At 70.3% G+C, this 17,543-nt stretch carries 16 protein-coding genes and 1 pseudogene; 6 read left to right on the top strand and 11 right to left on the bottom strand.

All coding sequences use genetic code 11. The features are described from left to right. Positions 1 to 61 precede the first annotated feature (61 nt). Together C1A38_RS04120 and C1A38_RS04115 are read right to left on the bottom strand one after the other, a co-directional pair. A complete protein-coding gene (locus C1A38_RS04120) occupies positions 62 to 580 on the bottom strand; it encodes a DinB family protein (RefSeq protein WP_102656481.1) in 519 nt (172 codons plus the stop codon). 130 nt (positions 581 to 710) lie between these two features. Next, a complete protein-coding gene (locus C1A38_RS04115; RefSeq protein WP_146017423.1) occupies positions 711 to 1,439 on the bottom strand; it encodes a DUF305 domain-containing protein in 729 nt (242 codons plus the stop codon). Between the two features lie 243 nt (positions 1,440 to 1,682). Between C1A38_RS04115 and C1A38_RS04110 the strand changes: the two are divergent. Continuing rightward, a pseudogene (locus C1A38_RS04110) lies at positions 1,683 to 3,098 on the top strand (LVIVD repeat-containing protein); the annotation flags it as partial. Positions 3,099 to 3,474: 376 nt separating this feature from the next. On the opposite strand, the gene C1A38_RS04105 reads toward C1A38_RS04110, so the two are convergent. Continuing rightward, positions 3,475 to 5,067, bottom strand: a complete 1,593-nt coding sequence (locus C1A38_RS04105) for a hypothetical protein (protein ID WP_102656479.1) — start codon at positions 5,065 to 5,067, stop codon at positions 3,475 to 3,477. 428 nt (positions 5,068 to 5,495) lie between these two features. Continuing rightward, positions 5,496 to 5,960, bottom strand: a complete 465-nt coding sequence (locus C1A38_RS04095) for an aminoacyl-tRNA deacylase (RefSeq protein WP_102656478.1) — start codon at positions 5,958 to 5,960, stop codon at positions 5,496 to 5,498. Positions 5,961 to 6,074: 114 nt separating this feature from the next. Here C1A38_RS04095 and C1A38_RS04090 point away from each other — a divergent pair, with 114 nt between their 5' ends. From C1A38_RS04090 to C1A38_RS04080, 3 genes are all read left to right on the top strand, one after another. Further along, positions 6,075 to 6,449: an MmcQ/YjbR family DNA-binding protein gene (locus tag C1A38_RS04090; RefSeq protein WP_102656477.1), complete on the top strand. Its 375-nt coding sequence runs from the start codon at positions 6,075 to 6,077 to the stop codon at positions 6,447 to 6,449. A gap of 26 nt (positions 6,450 to 6,475) precedes the next feature. Then, on the top strand, positions 6,476 to 7,216 hold the full coding sequence (locus C1A38_RS04085) for a DUF4184 family protein (RefSeq protein WP_102656476.1): 741 nt from the start codon (positions 6,476 to 6,478) through the stop codon (positions 7,214 to 7,216). 65 nt (positions 7,217 to 7,281) lie between these two features. Continuing rightward, the gene (locus C1A38_RS04080; protein WP_102656519.1) at positions 7,282 to 9,582 is read left to right on the top strand and encodes an alkaline phosphatase family protein; all 2,301 of its coding nucleotides are present in this window, start codon (positions 7,282 to 7,284) and stop codon (positions 9,580 to 9,582) included. Here C1A38_RS04080 and C1A38_RS04075 read toward each other — a convergent pair. Both C1A38_RS04075 and C1A38_RS04070 read right to left on the bottom strand, forming a co-directional pair. After that, positions 9,503 to 10,096 carry a DedA family protein gene (locus C1A38_RS04075; protein ID WP_102656475.1) on the bottom strand — a complete coding sequence of 198 codons (594 nt, stop codon included), beginning with the start codon at positions 10,094 to 10,096 and terminating at the stop codon, positions 9,503 to 9,505. The genes C1A38_RS04080 and C1A38_RS04075 overlap by 80 nt on opposite strands. Continuing rightward, positions 10,093 to 10,956 carry an MBL fold metallo-hydrolase gene (locus tag C1A38_RS04070; protein WP_233196605.1) on the bottom strand — a complete coding sequence of 288 codons (864 nt, stop codon included), beginning with the start codon at positions 10,954 to 10,956 and terminating at the stop codon, positions 10,093 to 10,095. The genes C1A38_RS04075 and C1A38_RS04070 overlap by 4 nt, the downstream gene beginning before the upstream one ends. 213 nt (positions 10,957 to 11,169) lie before the next feature. On the opposite strand from C1A38_RS04070, the gene C1A38_RS04065 reads away from it, so the two are divergent. After that, on the top strand, positions 11,170 to 13,005 hold the full coding sequence (locus tag C1A38_RS04065; RefSeq protein ID WP_102656474.1) for a family 43 glycosylhydrolase: 1,836 nt from the start codon (positions 11,170 to 11,172) through the stop codon (positions 13,003 to 13,005). Positions 13,006 to 13,050: 45 nt separating this feature from the next. Here C1A38_RS04065 and C1A38_RS04060 read toward each other — a convergent pair whose 3' ends face one another. From C1A38_RS04060 to C1A38_RS04045, 5 genes are all read right to left on the bottom strand, one after another. Beyond that, positions 13,051 to 13,485 (bottom strand): MmcQ/YjbR family DNA-binding protein, encoded by a 435-nt coding sequence (locus C1A38_RS04060; protein ID WP_233196604.1) that lies wholly within the window; start codon positions 13,483 to 13,485, stop codon positions 13,051 to 13,053. Positions 13,486 to 13,639: 154 nt separating this feature from the next. Next, positions 13,640 to 13,855, bottom strand: a complete 216-nt coding sequence (locus C1A38_RS32530; protein ID WP_146017422.1) for a DUF6767 domain-containing protein — start codon at positions 13,853 to 13,855, stop codon at positions 13,640 to 13,642. A gap of 115 nt (positions 13,856 to 13,970) precedes the next feature. Next, complete coding sequence (locus C1A38_RS04050) at positions 13,971 to 16,415, bottom strand: M14 family zinc carboxypeptidase (RefSeq protein WP_233196603.1); 2,445 nt, start codon at positions 16,413 to 16,415, stop codon at positions 13,971 to 13,973. A gap of 122 nt (positions 16,416 to 16,537) precedes the next feature. Then, positions 16,538 to 16,618, bottom strand: coding sequence for a putative leader peptide (locus tag C1A38_RS32330; RefSeq protein ID WP_353505506.1), 81 nt, complete (start codon positions 16,616 to 16,618; stop codon positions 16,538 to 16,540). Between the two features lie 53 nt (positions 16,619 to 16,671). Beyond that, positions 16,672 to 17,031 (bottom strand): ArsR/SmtB family transcription factor, encoded by a 360-nt coding sequence (locus tag C1A38_RS04045; RefSeq protein WP_199180076.1) that lies wholly within the window; start codon positions 17,029 to 17,031, stop codon positions 16,672 to 16,674. Between the two features lie 38 nt (positions 17,032 to 17,069). Here C1A38_RS04045 and C1A38_RS04040 point away from each other — a divergent pair, with 38 nt between their 5' ends. Then, positions 17,070 to 17,528 (top strand): SRPBCC family protein, encoded by a 459-nt coding sequence (locus C1A38_RS04040; RefSeq protein WP_102656470.1) that lies wholly within the window; start codon positions 17,070 to 17,072, stop codon positions 17,526 to 17,528. The last annotated feature ends 15 nt before the right edge of the window (positions 17,529 to 17,543 follow it).

Below are 17,543 nucleotides of genomic sequence, written 5' to 3'. Positions count from 1 at the left end.
CTGCTCCCCGGCCTGTCGCCTGGCGTACTGAAAGGACTGAGATGCGCCGGTGCTCCAGCCGTCAGCCCATGCTCTTGGCGCCGTCGATGGCCTCGCGGATGATGTCGGCGTGGCCGGCGTGCTGGGACGTCTCGGCGATGAGGTGCAGCAGCACCCGGCGCGCCGACCAGCGGACACCGGACTCGAACCACGGTGCCTCGGCCAGGGGTTGGCTGGCGTCCAGATCGGGCAGGGTGCGGATCAGGTCGTCGGTGTGCGTGGCGACCGTGTCGTAGGCCGCGAGGATGCCGGCCAGTGTCTCACCGGGCAGCATCTGGAACGTCTGCGCTCGCCGTTCGAAGGTGGCCGGGTCGGTGGCGCTCGGCATCGCCGTCGGACCGAGCTTGATGAAGCTCGTCCAGGTCTGCTCGGTGTCGGCGACGTGTTTGATCAGCCCGCCGAGGCACAGCTCACTGACCGTGCTGCGCTGGCCGACCTGTTCGTCGGTGAGATCACGGGTGGTGTTGCGCAGGAAGAAGCGCTGCAGTTGCAGCGCTTCCAGCAGGTCGGCGCGCTCGGCCGGTAACGGCGGCTCGGTCATGGCGGGTCCCTTTCGTCGGTTTCAGCCCGCACGCTATCGGCCACCCCCGACATTGCACGCCGTCGTTCCGACAAGCCCCGCTGGCCCCGACGAAGGGCAGTGGCTGGTCGACGTCGCCCGTACCCGTAGGTCAGTCTTCGCTGGCCAGCACCTGGCGCATCCGGTTGATCTCGACGTTCTGCTCCACCACCACGCTGCTGGCCATCTCGTTGATGAGGGGTTCGCTGCCGAGCACGAGCGCCTCGTTGGCCATCTTGATCGCACCCTCGTGGTGTTCGGTCATCATGGCGACGAACATCCGGTCGAACTCGGCGCCGCGAGCGGCGGTGAGACGGTTCAGCGCCTCCGCCGACTGCATGCCGGACATCGTGTGCTGGTGGTCGCCGCCGGAGCTGCGGTCCAGGCCGCGCTCGGCCAGCCAGGTCTCCATGAACTTGATCTCGGGCTCCTGAGCCGCCAGCATGCGTGCCGCGATGCGCTTGAGCTGCTCGTTCTCGCCTCGGTCGGGGACCAGTCGGGCCATCACCAGCGCCTGCTCGTGGTGCGGGATCATCATGGTGACGAAGCGGATGTCCGCGTTGTTGTGTGGCTGGCGCGGCAGGGCCGGCACCTCGTTCGCCGGCGCCGTCCGGGCCTCTTCGCCGGGACGGCCGGGCATCACCACCGGCGCGGTGGAGTCGGGCAGGCCGGGCAACTCGATGGCCTGCGTCGGGCTGGCGGTCGCCGCCGGCTCCGATGTGTCGTCCGGCATCAGGAACAGCACCGTTGCCCCGACGGCGAGCACCGCCAGCACCGCCAGTTCGATCAGCACGACCGCCCGCGACTGGCGGAGAACCTTGCCTATCCGTACGCCTTGCACGACTTGCCTCCCGCCGTGGACCCGAGGTTGGCCGGGATCGTAACGCGGCCTGCGGATATGACAGCAGGGGTTGAGGGCGTGGAAAAGACGTCATTAGTCGTTCCTGCGGTTGTTCGTGCTCCCGGTGTTGCCTAATCGTGATCATGGCGTTCGGTCTACTGTGGTCCAAATCACAAAAATTCCCGGTGCCGCAGGTTATCGTCCCGCTACCCCCAATTCACCCACGACGAAGGGTGTAACTACATGTCACAACCGACCGCGCGAGGGAAGCGGAGGGCCGTCCTCGGCCTCGCCGCCACCGGCGCCCTCCTCCTCAGCACGGTCGCGGCGGCGCCGGCAAGCGCCGCCGCGAACGTGATCCCGGGCGTTGACGAGATCGTCAGCAGCGCCAACCTCACCCAGATCGCCAACGTGCCGAAGCTCGGCGCCTTCGCCGCCGAGTCCTCGTACAACAGCGACCTGGCCTTCCAGGGCGACCACGTGTTCGCCGGCAACTACAACGGGTTCACCGTCTACGACGTCAGCACCCCCGCCTCGCCGCAGGTGGTCAGCCAGGTCGTCTGCCCCGGTGGGCAGGGTGACCCGTCGGTCTTCGGCAACCTGCTGTTCTTCGCGGTCGACTCGCCCCGCAGCGACGACTCGTGCAACAGCGGTGCCGGCTCGGTGGCCAACCCGGACCACTGGGAGGGCGTCCGGATCTTCGACGTCAGCGACAAGGCGAACCCGCGGTACATCAAGTCGGTCCGCACCGACTGCGGTTCGCACACGCTGACGCTGGTCCCCGGCAAGGACAAGGTCGTCGGCAAGGGCCCGAAGGCCAAGACGGTCAAGGCGACGGACCTCTACGTCTACGTCCAGTCCTACAGCCCGTCGGCGACCGCGGCGTACTGCAAGACGCCGCACGACAAGATCTCGATCATCAAGGTTCCGCTGGCGAACCCGACCAGCGCCTCCGTGGTGTCCACTCCGGTGCTCTTCCCGGACGGCGGCGGCGCCCGCACCAGCGGCTGCCACGACATCACCGCCTACCCGGAGCTGGACCTCGCGGCCGGCGCCTGCATGGGTGACGGTGTGCTGATGGACATCTCCGACCGGGAGAACCCGGTGGTGCTGAGCCAGGTCCAGGACACGAACTTCGCGTTCTGGCACTCGGCCACGTTCAACAACGCCGGCACCAAGGTGCTGTTCACCGACGAGCTCGGTGGCGGCAGCGGCGCGATCTGCACCCCCGCCTACCGGGACAACCAGGGCGCGAACGCGATCTACGACATCGTCGGCTCCGGGGCCAACCGCCAGCTGGTCTTCAAGAGCTACTTCAAGATCCCGCGGGAGAACAGCACCCGGGAGAACTGCGTTGCCCACAACGGCTCGCTGATCCCGGCCATGGGCCGCGACATCATGGTCCAGGCGTGGTACCAGGGCGGCATCTCGGTGATCGACTTCACCGACTCCGCCAACCCGTTCGAGATCGCCTACTGGGAGCGGGGTCCGCTGTCGGACACCCGGAACATCCTCGGTGGATCCTGGTCGGCGTACTGGAACAACGGCTACATCTACTCGAACGACATTCAGAAGGGCCTGGACGTCCTCAAGCTGGACGACCCGCGTACCAACAACGCCCGGGCGATCGCCTTCGAGGAGCTGAACCCGCAGACCCAGCCCAGCTACCCGGCCTGCACCAAGGTGCTGACCGGTAAGCAGAAGAAGGGCAACCTGGAGGTCAAGTCCGGCATCACCTGCATGGACGGGGCGACCCAGAACGGCTCGATCAAGGTCAAGGAAGGCGCTGGCCTGATCATCTTCAACTCGACGGTGAACGGCTCCATCGACGCCAAGAAGGCCTCGGTGGTGTCGATCGTGGAGAGCACCGTCAAGGGCAAGGTCAAGACCGAGGACATGGACCACAAGCACTGCCACGTCCACAAGAGCAAGGTCACCGGCGGCGTGCACAAGCACTGATCCGGTACCTGTCAACAGCACTACAAACTCCGGCCCGGCGGTCTCCCCGCCGGGCCGGAGCCCTTGGTGATCGGTGTCAGTCCCGACACAGGGGTACGTCCGGCTCGACGACGGTGCGGTTGATGATGTCCTTGCTGACGAAGGTGGCCTCCTTCGGGATCGGCACCCCGAGCACGACCTCGATCGCCTTGGCCAACGGCGCGGAGACGTTGAGGCCCTCACCGGCCCGCGCGGTCACCACGAGCGTGGTGCCCCGGCACTTCACCGCCGGCCCGGCCAACGGCAGACCCACCCGACCGGCCGCCGAACCGTTTGTCAGCCCCAGCGAGGCCACCACGCCGACGAACGGCCCGGCGCCGGCCACCGGCAGACCGAGCATCAGACCGAATCGAAACTCCGCGGCCACCACGATTGCCTCGACGCCGACCGACACCCCCCGCAGCGACTGCATGATGCTCTCCTGCACGGAGAAGGTCGGGGTGAGCACCGAGCCGCCTTCGTAGCCGATCGGTCCGGTCAGGCCCCACCGGCCGGTGCCCGAGATGTTGCCGTTCTTCGCGGTGAACGCCGTCTGGACGAGGAACTTGAACGTCTGCTTGAGCGTCGCCGGGAAGCCGCCGATGATGATCGGCTGCGACAACTCGATAGGTAGGTCGATCCGCGCCTTCTTGTTGTCACTCAGCCCACCCTGCGCGCCGGCCGCGACGGTGATGGCGAGGCCGTGCACCCCGTCGATGCGGAGCCGAGGGTGGGGGATCACCCCGTTTGTCACCTTCACGTTGCCCGACAGCCGCAGGTTGTCGAGGAGCAACTGGATGTCGAAGTCGACCTTGAGGCCGGAGGCCGCCGTGCTGTGCTGCGCGGTCAGGCCCACTTTGGTACGACCCAGGTAGGCGGTGACGCCCCACCCGCCGATCTTCCGTTCCATGCTGTGGGCCGCACCGCCGCCGCCGGGTGCGCGAGCGGGCCCGAGCACGATCGGCGGTACGGCGATCCGCAGGTCGGACAACTCGCTCTCGTTCGCGCCCAGGCCGAGCGCGCCGCCCATGCCTCCGTTCAGGCCGAGCGTGCCGCCGCCCATGCCGATGGCGTTGCCGGTCAGGCCGGTGGCGTCCGCCGCGTCGGGTAGCACGGGGGTGGCCGGTGCGTCCTCCTCGACCACCTCGCCGAGCAGGTCGGGTAGGGGGCTGAACTGCTGTGCGGTCAGGTCGAGCGGCTGGTCGAAGGTGATGTCCGCGTCGCGGACCACATCGGTCAACTGCACCGGGGCCAGGGTGACCGCCCGGTCGCCGCCGGACTTCTCCACCCGTACCACCCGGCCGACCGCCTGACTGGTGGCGAACATGATCTTGCCTGGCTGGAGTTCCTCCGCGCCGGGGGCGTCACCGTCGACGACATAGGTGAACCCGTCGTCACTGACCGAGCGGATGGCCTTGCCACCGCCCTCGACGAGCACCACGTCCGGCTGGTAGACCACGGAGTCGTCCGGCTTCGGGGCGTACCCGTACCGGTCGTCGGCGTCCCCGCCGCCACCTGGCAGCTTGACCGCGCTGCATCCGGCGGTCAGCACGACAGCGCAGGTCAGGACCAGTGCGCCGCTCACCCAGCGGCGCACGGCGACCGCGTCGAACCGGCCGCCGAGCCGGCCCGCGAACGGAGTTCTGAGCATCCTCCGACGCTATGCCGTCCGGCCTTACGTCGAATCCGGTGTTTCCCTACGAATCAGTGCTCACGGCCGGCCCCGCACCAACGGCACCACCCGGTCCGTCCTTGCGCCCATCCGGTCGAGGGGAGCATCGGCACGTCGATCGTCGATGTGTTTGGCCCGGGTGGACCTGGGCATGTCTGCACCGGAAGGACTCCCCGTCCCAGGTCGTGTGGAGGAAACGATGCCAGCAGGATCGAGTCCCAAGCGGGAACGGCAGTACGAACACATCAAGGCCAGCGCCAAGAAGCGTGGCGTGGGGGAGGGCCGCGCCAGCACCGGGCCGCTGCCGCGGCGCGCCGTTTCGCCGAAACGGCGGGGTACGCAGTGGTGGGATACCGCCGTTTCAACGAAACGGAGTCGATCACCGTCCGCTGGAAGCAGGTCCGCTGTCAGGCGGCGGGGTCGGTGATGTCGGCGAGGGTGGCGGCGAGTGCTGCCACAGCGGCGTCGGCCTCGACGAGCACCGCCGTACCGTGTCGGCCGGTACCGAGGGTGATCGTGCGGCCCCGGATCCGCTCGTCGGCGACGACCGGCCATCGGGTCGTCGCGCCGAAGGGGGTGATGGCACCCCGCTCGTAGCCTGTCACCGCCCTGGCCGTGTCGGCGTCCGGCAGGGACAGCCGGTTCACCCCGAGCAGCGCCCGTAGCCGGGACCACGAGATGACCCGGTCACCCGGTACGAGCACGAACAGGTAGTCGTCGTCGCCGCGGCGTACCACAAGGGTCTTCACCACGTCGGGGACCGCCGCGCCGAGGGCGGCCGCGGCCTCGTCGAGGCTGCGGACCGGGCCGTGTTCGACGACCTGGTGGCGCAGGCCGGCCGCGGCGAGTGCGTCGAGAGCCGGCGTGGACACGACGACAGCCTATCGCCGTACCCGTCGGCGCAGGTCGGTACGCGGACGTCGTGATGTCGGACCCGCGCACTAGCCTTGGCGGCATGCAGCAGGCTGTGTCCGGTGGGAGCCACGATGGCTGACGCCGACGACGTGCGGCGCCTGGCGCTGGCGTTGCCCCAGGTGGTGGAGATCGACAGCGACGGCTTCGACTTCCGGGTCGCGGACAAGGGCTTCGTCTGGTCCTATCCTGAGCGTCGCCCGGGCGAGCCCCGCACCATCCGCACCGACATCGCCGTGCTGTACGTCGGTGACGAGGCCGAGAAGCAGGCGCTGCTGCTGGGTGAGCCGGAGACCTTCTTCACCGCCCCCGGCTACGACGGGCTGCCCCTGGTCATGCTGCGACTGGCGCGGGTGGACGCCGAGCGCCTCGCCGAACTCGTCACCGACGCCTGGCGGATGCGCGTCCCGGAGTCGGTCGCGGCCGAGGTCGACGACCGGTTCGGCTGACAGGCGCCGACCACTAGACTTCCGCGGTGCCGTTGACCTTGCCCTCGCATCTGGCGGCGGTCCTGCCGCTGAAGCTGTGGCGGCCACGGTGGTTCGACGGTGTGGCGTTGTCGAGCGGTGCCGTGGCACCGGACGTGGCCCACCTGATGCACCGGGCGGACGGGCCCGGCTTTCCCGACACGCACACCTGGCCCGCGTTGCTCTGGTGGTGCCTACCCGTGGCACTGGCGTACGCCTGGATCTTCCGGTCCTCGATCGGCACTGTCGCGGCACACCTGCCGCGGAATCGCCGGTTCGGGTGGTGGGTCGACGGAGCGCCGGCGGGCGGCGGCCATCGCTTGTGGGTCACCGTCACCTCGGCGTTGCTCGGTGCGGCCAGCCACCTTGCCTGGGACTGGCTCACCCACACCGACGACTGGCTGCTTGTGGTGTTCGGTGTCCGTTGGTCGAGCGTCACCGATGTCGCCTGGTGGACGCTGTCGGATCTGACCAGCACCGTGCTCGGTGCCGTCGTCGCGATCTGGTGCCTGGCCCGTCTCGGGCGGCCCGACGCCAGGGGAGCGGACAGGCCCGAGCGGGCCACTCGCCCGAAGGCATTCTGGGGCGCCGTCACCGTCGTCGCCGCCGTGGGCCTGGTCACGGTGCCGATGCTGCCGGGCGCGTCGTTTCCCGCCGCCACCGGCGTACGCCTGATCCACCTCGTCGGTGTGGCGTTGCTGGCCGGTGTCCTCGCGGTGCGGTGCTGGCCGGCCCGTCCGTCCGGCTGATCGCAGGCACCGTCCACCGCCCGACCTTTTGGATCTTGTTGGTTCGGCTGTGGCATGGTGGCGGGATGGAACCGCAGGTGGCTGCCGGACAGGCTCAACCCGAGACCGTCCGGCTCGGCCTGCGGATGTTGCGCGACTACCATCGCCCGACCCTCGCCCGGATGCGGGCGCTGCTGCGCAGCATGGTGACCTCGTTCGTGGTGCTCAGCTCGACGTTCTGGCTGCTGCCCGGGGTGACCACCACCGGCCTGGTCGGGTTGTTGTGGCTGGTCGGGCTGGTCACCGCGGTCGGTGCGGTGTTGCGCCCGCTGCTGCTGGCGCTGGCCACCGCGCTCGGTGGGCTCGGTGCCCTGGCCATCGGGGTGGGTGTCCAGGCCATCGTGATGTACGTGGCGTTGCGGCTGGCGCCGGAGGCGCACGTGGCCGGGTTTCCGGTGGCGTTCGCCGCCGCCTGGTTGGCCGTGGCGCTCGCCGCGATGGTCAACTGGTTGGCCGACGCCGGCACCGACGACTCGTTCGTCAGCGAGATGCGGCGGTTGATGAGTAGGGTCCGCCGTAGCCTGGACGGCCGCCCGCGTTGGCGGCCGTGGCGTCGGGCCGCTGCCACGTCCACCGACGACGCCGAGCCGGCCCACGGTTTGTTGATCATCCAGCTCGACGGGGTGGCCGCGCCGGTGGTGCAGTGGGCGGTGCGTGCGGGCAACCTGCCGACCATCGGTAGCTGGCTGCGGTCGGGCAGTCACCGGATGACCCGCTGGCACACCGGGCTGCCCGCCACCACCCCCGCCGCGCAGGCGGGTCTGCTGTACGGTGAGGTCGACCACGTGCCGGCCTACCGGTGGTACGAGAAGGCGACAGCCGACGGTGAACCGGGTCGGCTCGTGGTCACCAGCCGTCCCCGGGACGCGGCAGAGGTCGAGCGGCGGGCCTCCACCGGCCGGGGTCTGCTGCGCGACGGCGGCGTCAGCATCAGCACCGCCTTCTCCGGTGATGCTCCCACCAGCCTGTTCACCATCAGTCGTGCCGGTCTGCCCGGGCGGTCCACTCCGGGCTACGCGGCCTTCATGACCAGCCCGTACGGCTTCGCCCGCGCGGTGGTGCTCGGTGCCGGTCAGGTGTTGCGGGAAGTGCACGGGGCACGGCGGCGGCGGGTACGCGGCGTGCAGCCCAGGGCCGACCGGGGCGGCTTCTACCTGGCGCTGCGACCGTTGGCCAGTCTGCTCAGCGACCTCAACGTCGCGCTCATCGCCGAGCAGATGGCCCGGGGCGCACCGGTGATCTTCTGCGATTTCGTCGACTACGACGAGGTGGCCCACCACGCCGGGCCGGCCCGGCCGGAGGCGATGGCGGCCCTGGAGACGCTCGACCACACGCTCGGCATCCTGTACCGGCTGGCCGCCGAGGGGGCCCGGCGCTACCACGTCGTGGTGCTCAGCGACCACGGGCAGAGCCAGGGTGCCACGTTCCGCCAGCGCTACGGCGAATCGCTGACCCAGCTGGTGCGGCGGCTGACCGCCACGCAGGAGATCCTGCCGGCGCCGGTCGACGACGAGCCGGGTGGCCGCCCCGAGACGTGGGAGCGGGTCGACCGGCTGCTCACCGAGGTCACCGGCCGCAGCGGGATGACCGCCACGGCGACCCGGGTGGCGGCCCGCTCGGCGGCCGGAGCGCCGGAGGCGGCCGAGCCGGCGCCGGCCGTCGACCGCAACGAACCGGAGACCGTGGTGGTGGCCTCCGGCAACCTGGCGATGATCTACCTCGCCCACCATCCGGGGCGACTGACCCGCGACCGCGTCGACGCGGTGGCCCCGGGGTTGATCGACGGCCTGACCGCTCATCCCGGCATCGGCCTGGTGGTGGTCGACTCCGCCGCCGGCCCGCTGGCCATCGGCGCGCGGGGAGTCCACCGGCTGTCCGACGGCCAGGTCGACGGCGACGATCCGCTGACGCCCTACGGGCCGCGAGCCCGCCACGACCTGCTGCGACACCAGCAGATGGCGCACGTCGGTGACCTGGTGGTGATCAGTGCGGTGGAGCCCGGCATCGAGGAGGTGCCGGCGTTCGAAGAACTGGTGGGCAGCCATGGCGGGCTCGGCGGGTGGCAGAACGAGGCCGTGCTCATCCATCCCGCCGCCTGGCCGCAGGAGGGCGAACTGGTCGGACCGGACGCGGTGCACCGCCAGTTGCTCCGCTGGCTGCACCGGCTCGGCCTGCGCCAACCCGACAACCCGGCCAACCCGACCAGCCCGGCCAACCCGACCGGCCCGGCCAGTCCGACCAGGCCGGTCAGGCCGGCGGAGCCGGTGACGCTGGTGGCGGAACCGGCAGCGGGCGTCGGCGTCCCCACCAGCCCAGTGCCTGGCTGATCAGGACCACGATCAGGATCGCGGCGACCACGCTCTGCCACGGTTCGGGGAAGACGGCCCGACCGAGCACGCCGATCGCGGCGTACAGGGCCGACCACAGCAGACTGGCCGGCAGGTTGGCCACGGCGAAACGCCGCCAGGGCAGCCCGGACACCGCCGCCGCCAGGAGCACCGGCAACCGCCCGCCGGGGATCAGCCGGGACACCAGGAACATCGCCACCCCGCCCTCGCGTACCCGCGCCGACACCCGGTCGAGCCGGTTCGGGCCGCGCAGCCAGCGCAGCCGCCGCGCGAAGCGCTCCCCGCCCCAGCACATCGCCAGGTAGACCGCCAGGTCACCCACGTACGCCCCGATCGCCCCGGCGAGCACGACGAGTAGCACGGTCACCGGATCCTGGTGTGCGGCGAGCGCGGCGGCGCCGGAGACCGCCGCGCCGGTCGGCACCACCGGGACGACGGCGCCGAACAGCACCACCACGGTGAGCCAGGCCAGTGCGCCGAGCGTGGCGGTCACGACTGACGCACGGTGACGGACTGACCCGGGCACAGCACCACTGTCCGGGTGCCCGGGGCGAGGGCCGCGGCGTGCCGGGCGAAGTCGTCGCCGGGGTGCAGGAACCGGTCGGGGCGGATCCGGTCGCAGCCGATCGGCCAGAAGGTGCCGTAGTGGATCGGCACCGCGCAGGCTGCGGCGGCGCGGCGTACCGCCTCGGCCGCCGCCGGCGGGTCGAGGTGACCGGGCCCGAGGGTGGGACCCCATCCGCCGACCGGGATCAGCGCCAGGTCGACCGGCCCGAGGTCGGCCATCTCGTCGAACAGGCCGGTGTCGCCGGCGAACCAGGTGCGGGCCTGGCCGTCGATCAGGTAGCCGATGGCGGGTGCCTGCTGCCGGGACCAGGGGCCACGGCCGGGATGGTGATGCGCGGGTACGGCGCGGACCGTGACGCGGCCGATGGTGATCTGCTCGCCCGGCGACAGTTCCGTGCAGGTGCCGGCGGCCGGGCCGAGGACCCGGCGGACCAGCCGGGCGGCGCCCGCCGGCACCACCAGCGGGGTCCGAGCGGGCAGCCGGCGCAGCGACGCGAAGTCCAGGTGGTCGGCGTGCAGGTGCGACACGAGTACGGCGTCCGGTGCACCGGGCAGCCGGGGGAGCGGACCACGTTGACGGCGGAGGTGGGCCAGCCGGTCACGCAGCAGCGGGTCGGTGAGCAGTCGGGTGCCGGAGTCCTCGAGCCACACGGTGCTGTGTCCGTGCCAGGTCAGTGCGACCACACCGTCACCCGTACCCTCGCCATGCCTGCCACCGTATCCGGCCGCTGGTCGGGCGCCCGCACCCGCCACCGGCCGACCCTGCACCGGCGGGACGGCAGGCATCGACGGACTTCTTGTTATGTGATCGCTCACATGTTAGCGTCGCGTGCGGGAGCCAAGAGGGCCGATGACCCGATGTTGGCGCTAACATTCGCCGTTTTCGGTTGGCTCGACCGGCTGTCGACGTCGTGGTCCCGCCCCACCCCGCCCCGCGCGGCGGTCCCGTCCCGGACCGGCTGGGCGTCGGACCTCTTCCACCACCCTCAGGAGTCCACAATGGAACCCGTACCCCTGCGCGGCCGGTCGGTCGGACGGTGGCTCGCCTGGCTGGCCGTCCCGCTGATGCTCGTGACGTTCCTCGCCGCACCGGCGAAGGCGGACAACCCCTTCGTCCAGCACGTCTACACCGCCGACCCGGCGCCGTTGGTGCACGACGGCCGGCTCTACGTCTACACCGGCCGCGACGAGGACGCCTCGACGTACTTCACCATGAAGGAGTGGCGGGTCTTCTCGACGACGGACATGTCGAACTGGACCGACCACGGGGTGCCGATGAGCCTGAGCACGTTCGCCTGGGCGGACGCGAACGCCTGGGCCGGGCACGTGGTTGCCCGCAACGGCCAGTTCTACTGGTACGTGCCGGTGCGGCAGCGGTCCAACGGGCAGATGGTCATCGGGGTCGGGGTGTCGAGTTCACCTACCGGCCCGTTCCGGGACGCGCTCGGCCGCCCGCTGGTCGGCAACGGTGAGATCGACCCGCACGCCTTCATCGACGACAACGGTCAGGCCTACCTCTACTGGGGCAACCCGAACCTGTGGTACGTCCGGCTCAACCAGGACATGATCTCGTTTTCCGGCAGCCCGACGCAGATCCCGCTGACCACCGCCGGCTTCGGCACCCGCACTGGCAACTCCAGCCGTCCGACGCTGTACGAGGAAGGTCCCTGGGTATACAAGCGCAACGGCGTCTACTACAACGTCTTCGCGGCCGAGTGTTGCAGCGAGTTCATCGGCTACTCCACCGCACCCGGACCGACCGGACCGTGGACCTACCGGGGGACGGTCATGCCCCGGCAGGGCGCCAGCTTCACCAACCACCCGGGGATCATCGACTACGCCGGCAACTCGTACTTCTTCTACCACAACGGTGCCCTGCCCGGCGGCAGCGGCTACACCCGTTCGGTGGCGGTGGAACGCTTCTCCTACAACGCCGACGGATCGATCCCGGTGATGAACATGACCACCGCCGGCGCGCCCCAGATCGGCACCCTCAACCCGTACGTCACCCAGGAGGCCGAGACCATCAACTGGGGCAACGGCATCGAGACCGAAGCGTCAAGCGAGGGCGGCGTGAACGTCGGGTTCATCGAGAACGGCGACTGGATCCGGGTCCGGGGCGTCGCCTTCGGCACCGGCGCGTCGTCGTTCACCGCCCGGGTCGCCTCGGCCACCAGCGGCGGCACCATCGAGCTGCGGCTGGACAGCGCCACCGGCCCGCTGGTCGGCAGCTGTGCCGTGGCCGGCACCGGCGGCTGGCAGAACTGGGCCAACACCTCGTGCACCGTCAGCGGCGCCACCGGCACCCGCGATCTCTACCTGCGCTTCACCGGCGGCAGCGGCTACCTGTTCAACCTGAACAACTGGCGGTTCACCGCCGGCTCGGGCAGTGGCGGAAACCTGCTGACCAACGGCACCATGGAGAACGGCACGACCGGCTGGTCGGTGTTCGGCAGCGGCACCCTGTCGTCGGCCACCACAGTCGTCCGCAGCGGGTCGCGGTCGCTGCTGCACTCCGGGCGCACCGGATCGTGGAACGGCCCCAGCCAGGACGTGACCTCGGCACTGACCAACGGCCGGACGTACACCACGACCCTGTGGGTGCGGTCGCAGAGCGGCACGCCGTCGGTGCGGCCGACCCTGGCGGTGACCGCCAACGGCACCACGAGCTACGTCCAGCTCACCCCGGCGGCGACGGTGAACGCCAACGGCTGGACCCAGCTCACCGGTACGGCGACCGTGTCGTGGAGCGGCACCCTGTCCAACGCCCGCTTCTACGTCGAGACGGCCTCGGGCACCGACAGCTTCTACCTCGACGACGTGTCGTTGCAGTGACCTGACCGCGGTGGGCCCGACCGTGGCGCCGGGCCCACCACGTGCTCAGCCCTGCGTGGCGGCCGCGTCGAGGCGGGCCACCAGCGTCTTCGGTGCCACGATCCGGTAGCTGTCCTCGATGACCTCGGCCACCTCGTCGGCCTGCACGCCGGTGTCGAGGCGTACGCCCACCCAGCCGCGATGCCCCACGTAGGGCGGCCGGAAGTAGACGTCCGGGTCCGCGGCGATCAACTCGGCGGCCGAGCCGGGCGGCGCCGCACACCACAGGTGCGGGAAATCGTTGTGGTGGTGGCCGTCCGGCCACAGTTGCGCGAAGCACTTCTTGTCGCGGACGAACCAGGTCGGCGTGCCATGGCTCAGACGCTCGCTGACCTCGGGCAGCCCCAGGCACACCTGACGGATCGTGTTCACCGGGTCGATCATCGACTCACCGTACGGCAGTGGCGTGACCGACTCCACCGCCTGACGCAGCGCGCGCATCGCCGACCTGGACGGCCTGCTCGCCCACTCTCACCGTCATCAACGCCGCCGCGCTGCTGTCGCTGCTGGCCGACGGGGTGCTGACCGAGCTGTCCGAGCTGCACGTGGTCGGTGCGCGCGAGACCAGCCGCGAGCGGGTCGAGACGGCCCTGACTCAGGCCGGGCTCGACGAAGCGGAGCGCCGTCTGGTCGCCGGTGCCAACGCGCTGCGGCTGGTGGACGCCCGGTGCGTGCCGGCGCGTAACTCCTCGTCGGTCATCACCAGGTAGACCAGCGGGCAGTCCTGCGGCCCGGTCACGTCCAGCTGACACAGCGTGCACGGCTGCCCGGGGCGGAGCGGACACCTGGCATCCGGTCTACGGCCCGTCATGTCCCCATGATGTCCGCCCCGCACCCCCGGCGACCAGGCCATTCGGCCCAATCTTCCAGGGCTGGATGACGACGCGGGCCCCGGCGAGATCGCCGAGGCCCGCAGCACGCTCAGCTCACGGTCGCGCGGCCCACAGCAGGGCCCGGCCCAGCTGCGGGTGCAGCCCCTTCGGGTGCAGCCGGAACGTCGGGTTGGTGCCGAAGAGCACCACCCCGTTGCCGCCGGCACTCACCGTGCGCACGATGCTTGCCTGGTTCGCGGCAGCGGTCTGCCCGTTCGCCCCAGTCCTCGCCCACCAGCCGGCCAGCAGCGGGTCCGCCGCGTACGACTGCTCCACACTCACCCCGGCGCCGAGGTTGGTGAACCAGACCGGCTGACTGATGAAGCTGTACGCGCTGGCGTCGGCGGTGACCGGACCACCCCGGTTCACCACGTTCGCCACCCCGCTGGCCAGCGACGGCCCGGCGGTGGCGGTGACACTCAACAGCGACGTCGCGTTGCCGAAGCTCGCCCCGGCGGTGCCGAGGCCGACCACGCCGCCACCACGCGCCAGGAAGGCGTCCAACGCGGCCCGGTTGGTCGCGGTCAGGTTCGCCACGTTGAGGCTGCTCGCCACAAGCAGCACGTCGACGTCGTCGGTAAGCGTGTCGGCAAGCGTCGCGGCGGTGACCGCCCGGGTCGCGAAGCCGAGGGCGGCCAGGGTGTCCCGTGCCTCGACACCGCCCAGGTAACCGACGACGATCTCGCCCAGCGGGGTACCCGTCCAACGCGCCGGAGCCCGCTCGAAGGTGACGCCGTGCGTCTTGACCGCATCCTGGAGCAGCTTGCGGCTGCCCGGGGTGGTCTGCACCACCACCGACCCGTCGGCGAGCCGGTGCACCCGCAGGCCCTTGCGGATAAGCGAGTTGACCACCAGCAGGTCGGCGGCGTCCTGGATGTTCAGCCGTACGTCGACGCTGGCGGGCGGCAGGGTGCCGGTGGCCACCCCGTCGTACACCTGCTTCAGCTGCACCTTCGGCAGCTTGGCATCCCACAGCGTGTCGACGGTGGCGCCCCAGGTCAGGCCCTGACTCCAGGCCGCCGGACCGGCGTAGAGGTCGTCCACCCGGTCGGTCAGGTCGATGCCCGGCTCCAGCAGCGAGTTGACCAGGCCCCGCTTGGGCTGGTGCAGGTCGATGACGTACGAGCCGGCCGGGTAGCTCGTGCCGTTGGCCCGGAACGACTGCTTGGCCTGCCACACCCGGCCACCGCTGCCGATGAGCAGGTCGACCAGGCGCGCGGCGGCCGGCTCGGACCGCTGCCCGGCACCGGTCGGGATCACGTACGCCCGGGGGAACACCGTGTTGTAGTTGTCCTCCGGACCCCAGCCCGGCACGTAGCCGTCGGGGATGTCCCGCAGCGGCTCACCGGCCCAGCCGCGCCGGTAGACCTCCGCCTGGTCGAAGATGAGCTGGTTGCGGTGCTCCTGGATGTAGCGCAGCGACGAGGCGATCGCCACCTCGTGCACGTCGGTGTTGATTCCCGATCGCCGCACGCGCTCCTGCGGGGTCAGGTTGGTCCCGCGCGGGTTGAGCGGCGCCTCGATGGTGTACGGGATGCTGCTCTGCAACAACGCGAACGACGGCACGTAGATCGGCGGGAAGTCGTCCCAGACCCCCGGCGCGTCGTCGCGGAACGGGATGCGGGCCCGCTGCGTCTCGGCGTAGCCGAGGGCCCGCAGGTCCTCCTCGATGCCGAGGGCGTTCGGCAGGGCGTGCTTGATGAACAGGTCGTACTCGTTGTTGACGTTGTGCGGCGGGGTGCTCGGGTGCAGCAGCGTCGGGTTGACGTAGCCGTGCAGATCCAGGGTGATGATCGGCTTGGTGTCGATGATCAGCTCGCGGATCAGGTTCGTCTCCGGCTGCGAGACGATCGTCAGATCCCGATTGAGGTCGTAGCCGTTGCCGTTGGCCCGGGTGCCGGCGATCCGGCCGTCCGGGTTGGCCGTCACGTTGAAGATCAGCCGGTTGCGTTCCAGCAGCCGGGTCACCTCGGGGTCACCGCTGGTGGCGAACTCCTCGATGACCCGCAGCGCCGCGTCGGTGCCCTCCCACTCGTTGCCGTGGATGTTGGCGTTGACGAACAACGGCGTCTTGTACCCGGCCAGCAGCTTGCGGTCGGTGCGGGCCCGGACCGGGTCCTCCTCGATGAGGCGCTTCCACTCCTCCTGCTGGCGGGCCTGCTGCCGCGTCTCCGGGGCGGTGACGACGACCGCGTACAGGTCGTGTCCGCCGCTGGAGGTGCCGGCCACCCGGGCGGAGACCCGGTTGCTGGCGGCCTGCAACGCGTTCAGCTTCGGCGCGATGTCGTGGTAGGGGATGACGCCGATCGGGATGGAGGCGTCTGCGGGGTTGGCCGGCCAGACCGGAAGCACGTTCTGCCGGGGGTAACCGGTGATCTGGTGGATGCCGGGCGACGACGGGGGCACCGCCGGCAACGCCGAGGCGTTCGCCGGAGCGACCCAGGCCGCCGTACCCAGCAGGGCGAGGGTGAGCCCGGCGGTGGCCAGGCGTACGGACATGGTGTGCACGATGGACAGCTCTCCTGTCGGATGAAGCGAATGCCGTACACGGGCGTGCTGGTAGGGCCGGAGACCTATGGCAGGGAGTCGCCCGTGCGGGCAGGAAGGGGGATGACCCGGCGTCAGCGGCAGGGTCGACAGGCAGCGCTGGCGACGCGCAGGAGGTCGATGTGACCTCGCTTCGTCAGAAAGGCGCTTCGCATGACATTGATCTTCGTGCAGACACATCGGAGTGTCAAGGGTCATGAGCTGGCGGTTACCGCGGGGTCGATCGCTCCAGAGTGGACTTCAGTGCGGCGAGCTTGTCCACCGCCGCGCTGGCGTACGCGCCGATCCACCGGTCGTGGATGCGCTTGATCGGCAGCGGATCGAGGTGGTTCCACCGTTCGCGCCCCTTGCGTTGGGCGATGACCAGTCCGGCGGCCTCCAGCACCCGCAGGTGCTGCAGCACCGTGGTCCGATCCAGGGGTGCCAGCCGTTCGCACAGGTCGCCGGTGGTGCGGGCCTGGTCCTTGAGCAGGTCCAGGAGGCGTCGACGGGTCGGTGAGGCGAGCGCCTTGAACACCTCGTCCAGATCCTGGTCCGGGTTGTCGGGCTCGGCGCGACCGTCTGACATGTTATAAAAATACAACATGTCAGCGTGAGGAGATCAGCATGGACCTGCGATTCAAGATCGCCGGCCGGATCAGCCGTCCGGTGCATGAGGTGTTCGAGGCCGTCGTCGACCCGGAGCAGCTCTCCCACTACTTCACCACCGGGGGAGCGAAGGGGCGCCTGGCCACCGGTGCCACCGTGAGCTGGGATTTCGCCGACTTCCCCGGGGCCTTCCCGGTGGAGGTCGTCGAGGTGCAGCAGGACCGACGGATCGTGTTGCGCTGGGCGGCCGATGACGGCGAGGAGTCGACCGGGGCCTACCACACGACTGTCACCATGGAGTTCGAGCCGCTGGGTGCCGATCGCACCCTTGTCACCATCGCCGAGGAGGGGTGGCGCCCCACCCCGCAGGGGCAGCGGGCGTCGTACGGCAACTGCGAGGGCTGGACGAACATGCTCTGCTGCCTCAAGGCGTGGCTGGAGCACGGCATCGAGCTACGGACCGGCTTCTACGCCTGACCCCTACCGGGGAGC

The organism is Verrucosispora sp. ts21, from assembly GCF_002879555.1.
GTDB lineage: Bacteria > Actinomycetota > Actinomycetes > Mycobacteriales > Micromonosporaceae > Micromonospora > Micromonospora gifhornensis.
Note: the sequence above shows the minus strand (reverse complement) of the source record. Positions and strands in the feature narration are given on the sequence as shown.

Coding starts and splice junctions, on each gene's coding strand:
- C1A38_RS04120 (WP_102656481.1), bottom strand. CDS start 580: ATGACCGAGCCGCCGTTACCGGCCGAGCGCGCCGACCTGCTGGAAGCG.
- C1A38_RS04105 (WP_102656479.1), bottom strand. CDS start 5,067: ATGCTCAGAACTCCGTTCGCGGGCCGGCTCGGCGGCCGGTTCGACGCG.
- C1A38_RS04090 (WP_102656477.1), top strand. CDS start 6,075: ATGGCTGACGCCGACGACGTGCGGCGCCTGGCGCTGGCGTTGCCCCAG.
- C1A38_RS04080 (WP_102656519.1), top strand. CDS start 7,282: ATGGAACCGCAGGTGGCTGCCGGACAGGCTCAACCCGAGACCGTCCGG.
- C1A38_RS04070 (WP_233196605.1), bottom strand. CDS start 10,956: ATGCCTGCCGTCCCGCCGGTGCAGGGTCGGCCGGTGGCGGGTGCGGGC.
- C1A38_RS04065 (WP_102656474.1), top strand. CDS start 11,170: ATGGAACCCGTACCCCTGCGCGGCCGGTCGGTCGGACGGTGGCTCGCC.
- C1A38_RS04060 (WP_233196604.1), bottom strand. CDS start 13,485: ATGCGCGCGCTGCGTCAGGCGGTGGAGTCGGTCACGCCACTGCCGTAC.
- C1A38_RS32530 (WP_146017422.1), bottom strand. CDS start 13,855: ATGACGGGCCGTAGACCGGATGCCAGGTGTCCGCTCCGCCCCGGGCAG.
- C1A38_RS04050 (WP_233196603.1), bottom strand. CDS start 16,415: ATGTCCGTACGCCTGGCCACCGCCGGGCTCACCCTCGCCCTGCTGGGT.
- C1A38_RS32330 (WP_353505506.1), bottom strand. CDS start 16,618: ATGCGAAGCGCCTTTCTGACGAAGCGAGGTCACATCGACCTCCTGCGC.
- C1A38_RS04045 (WP_199180076.1), bottom strand. CDS start 17,031: ATGTCAGACGGTCGCGCCGAGCCCGACAACCCGGACCAGGATCTGGAC.
- C1A38_RS04040 (WP_102656470.1), top strand. CDS start 17,070: ATGGACCTGCGATTCAAGATCGCCGGCCGGATCAGCCGTCCGGTGCAT.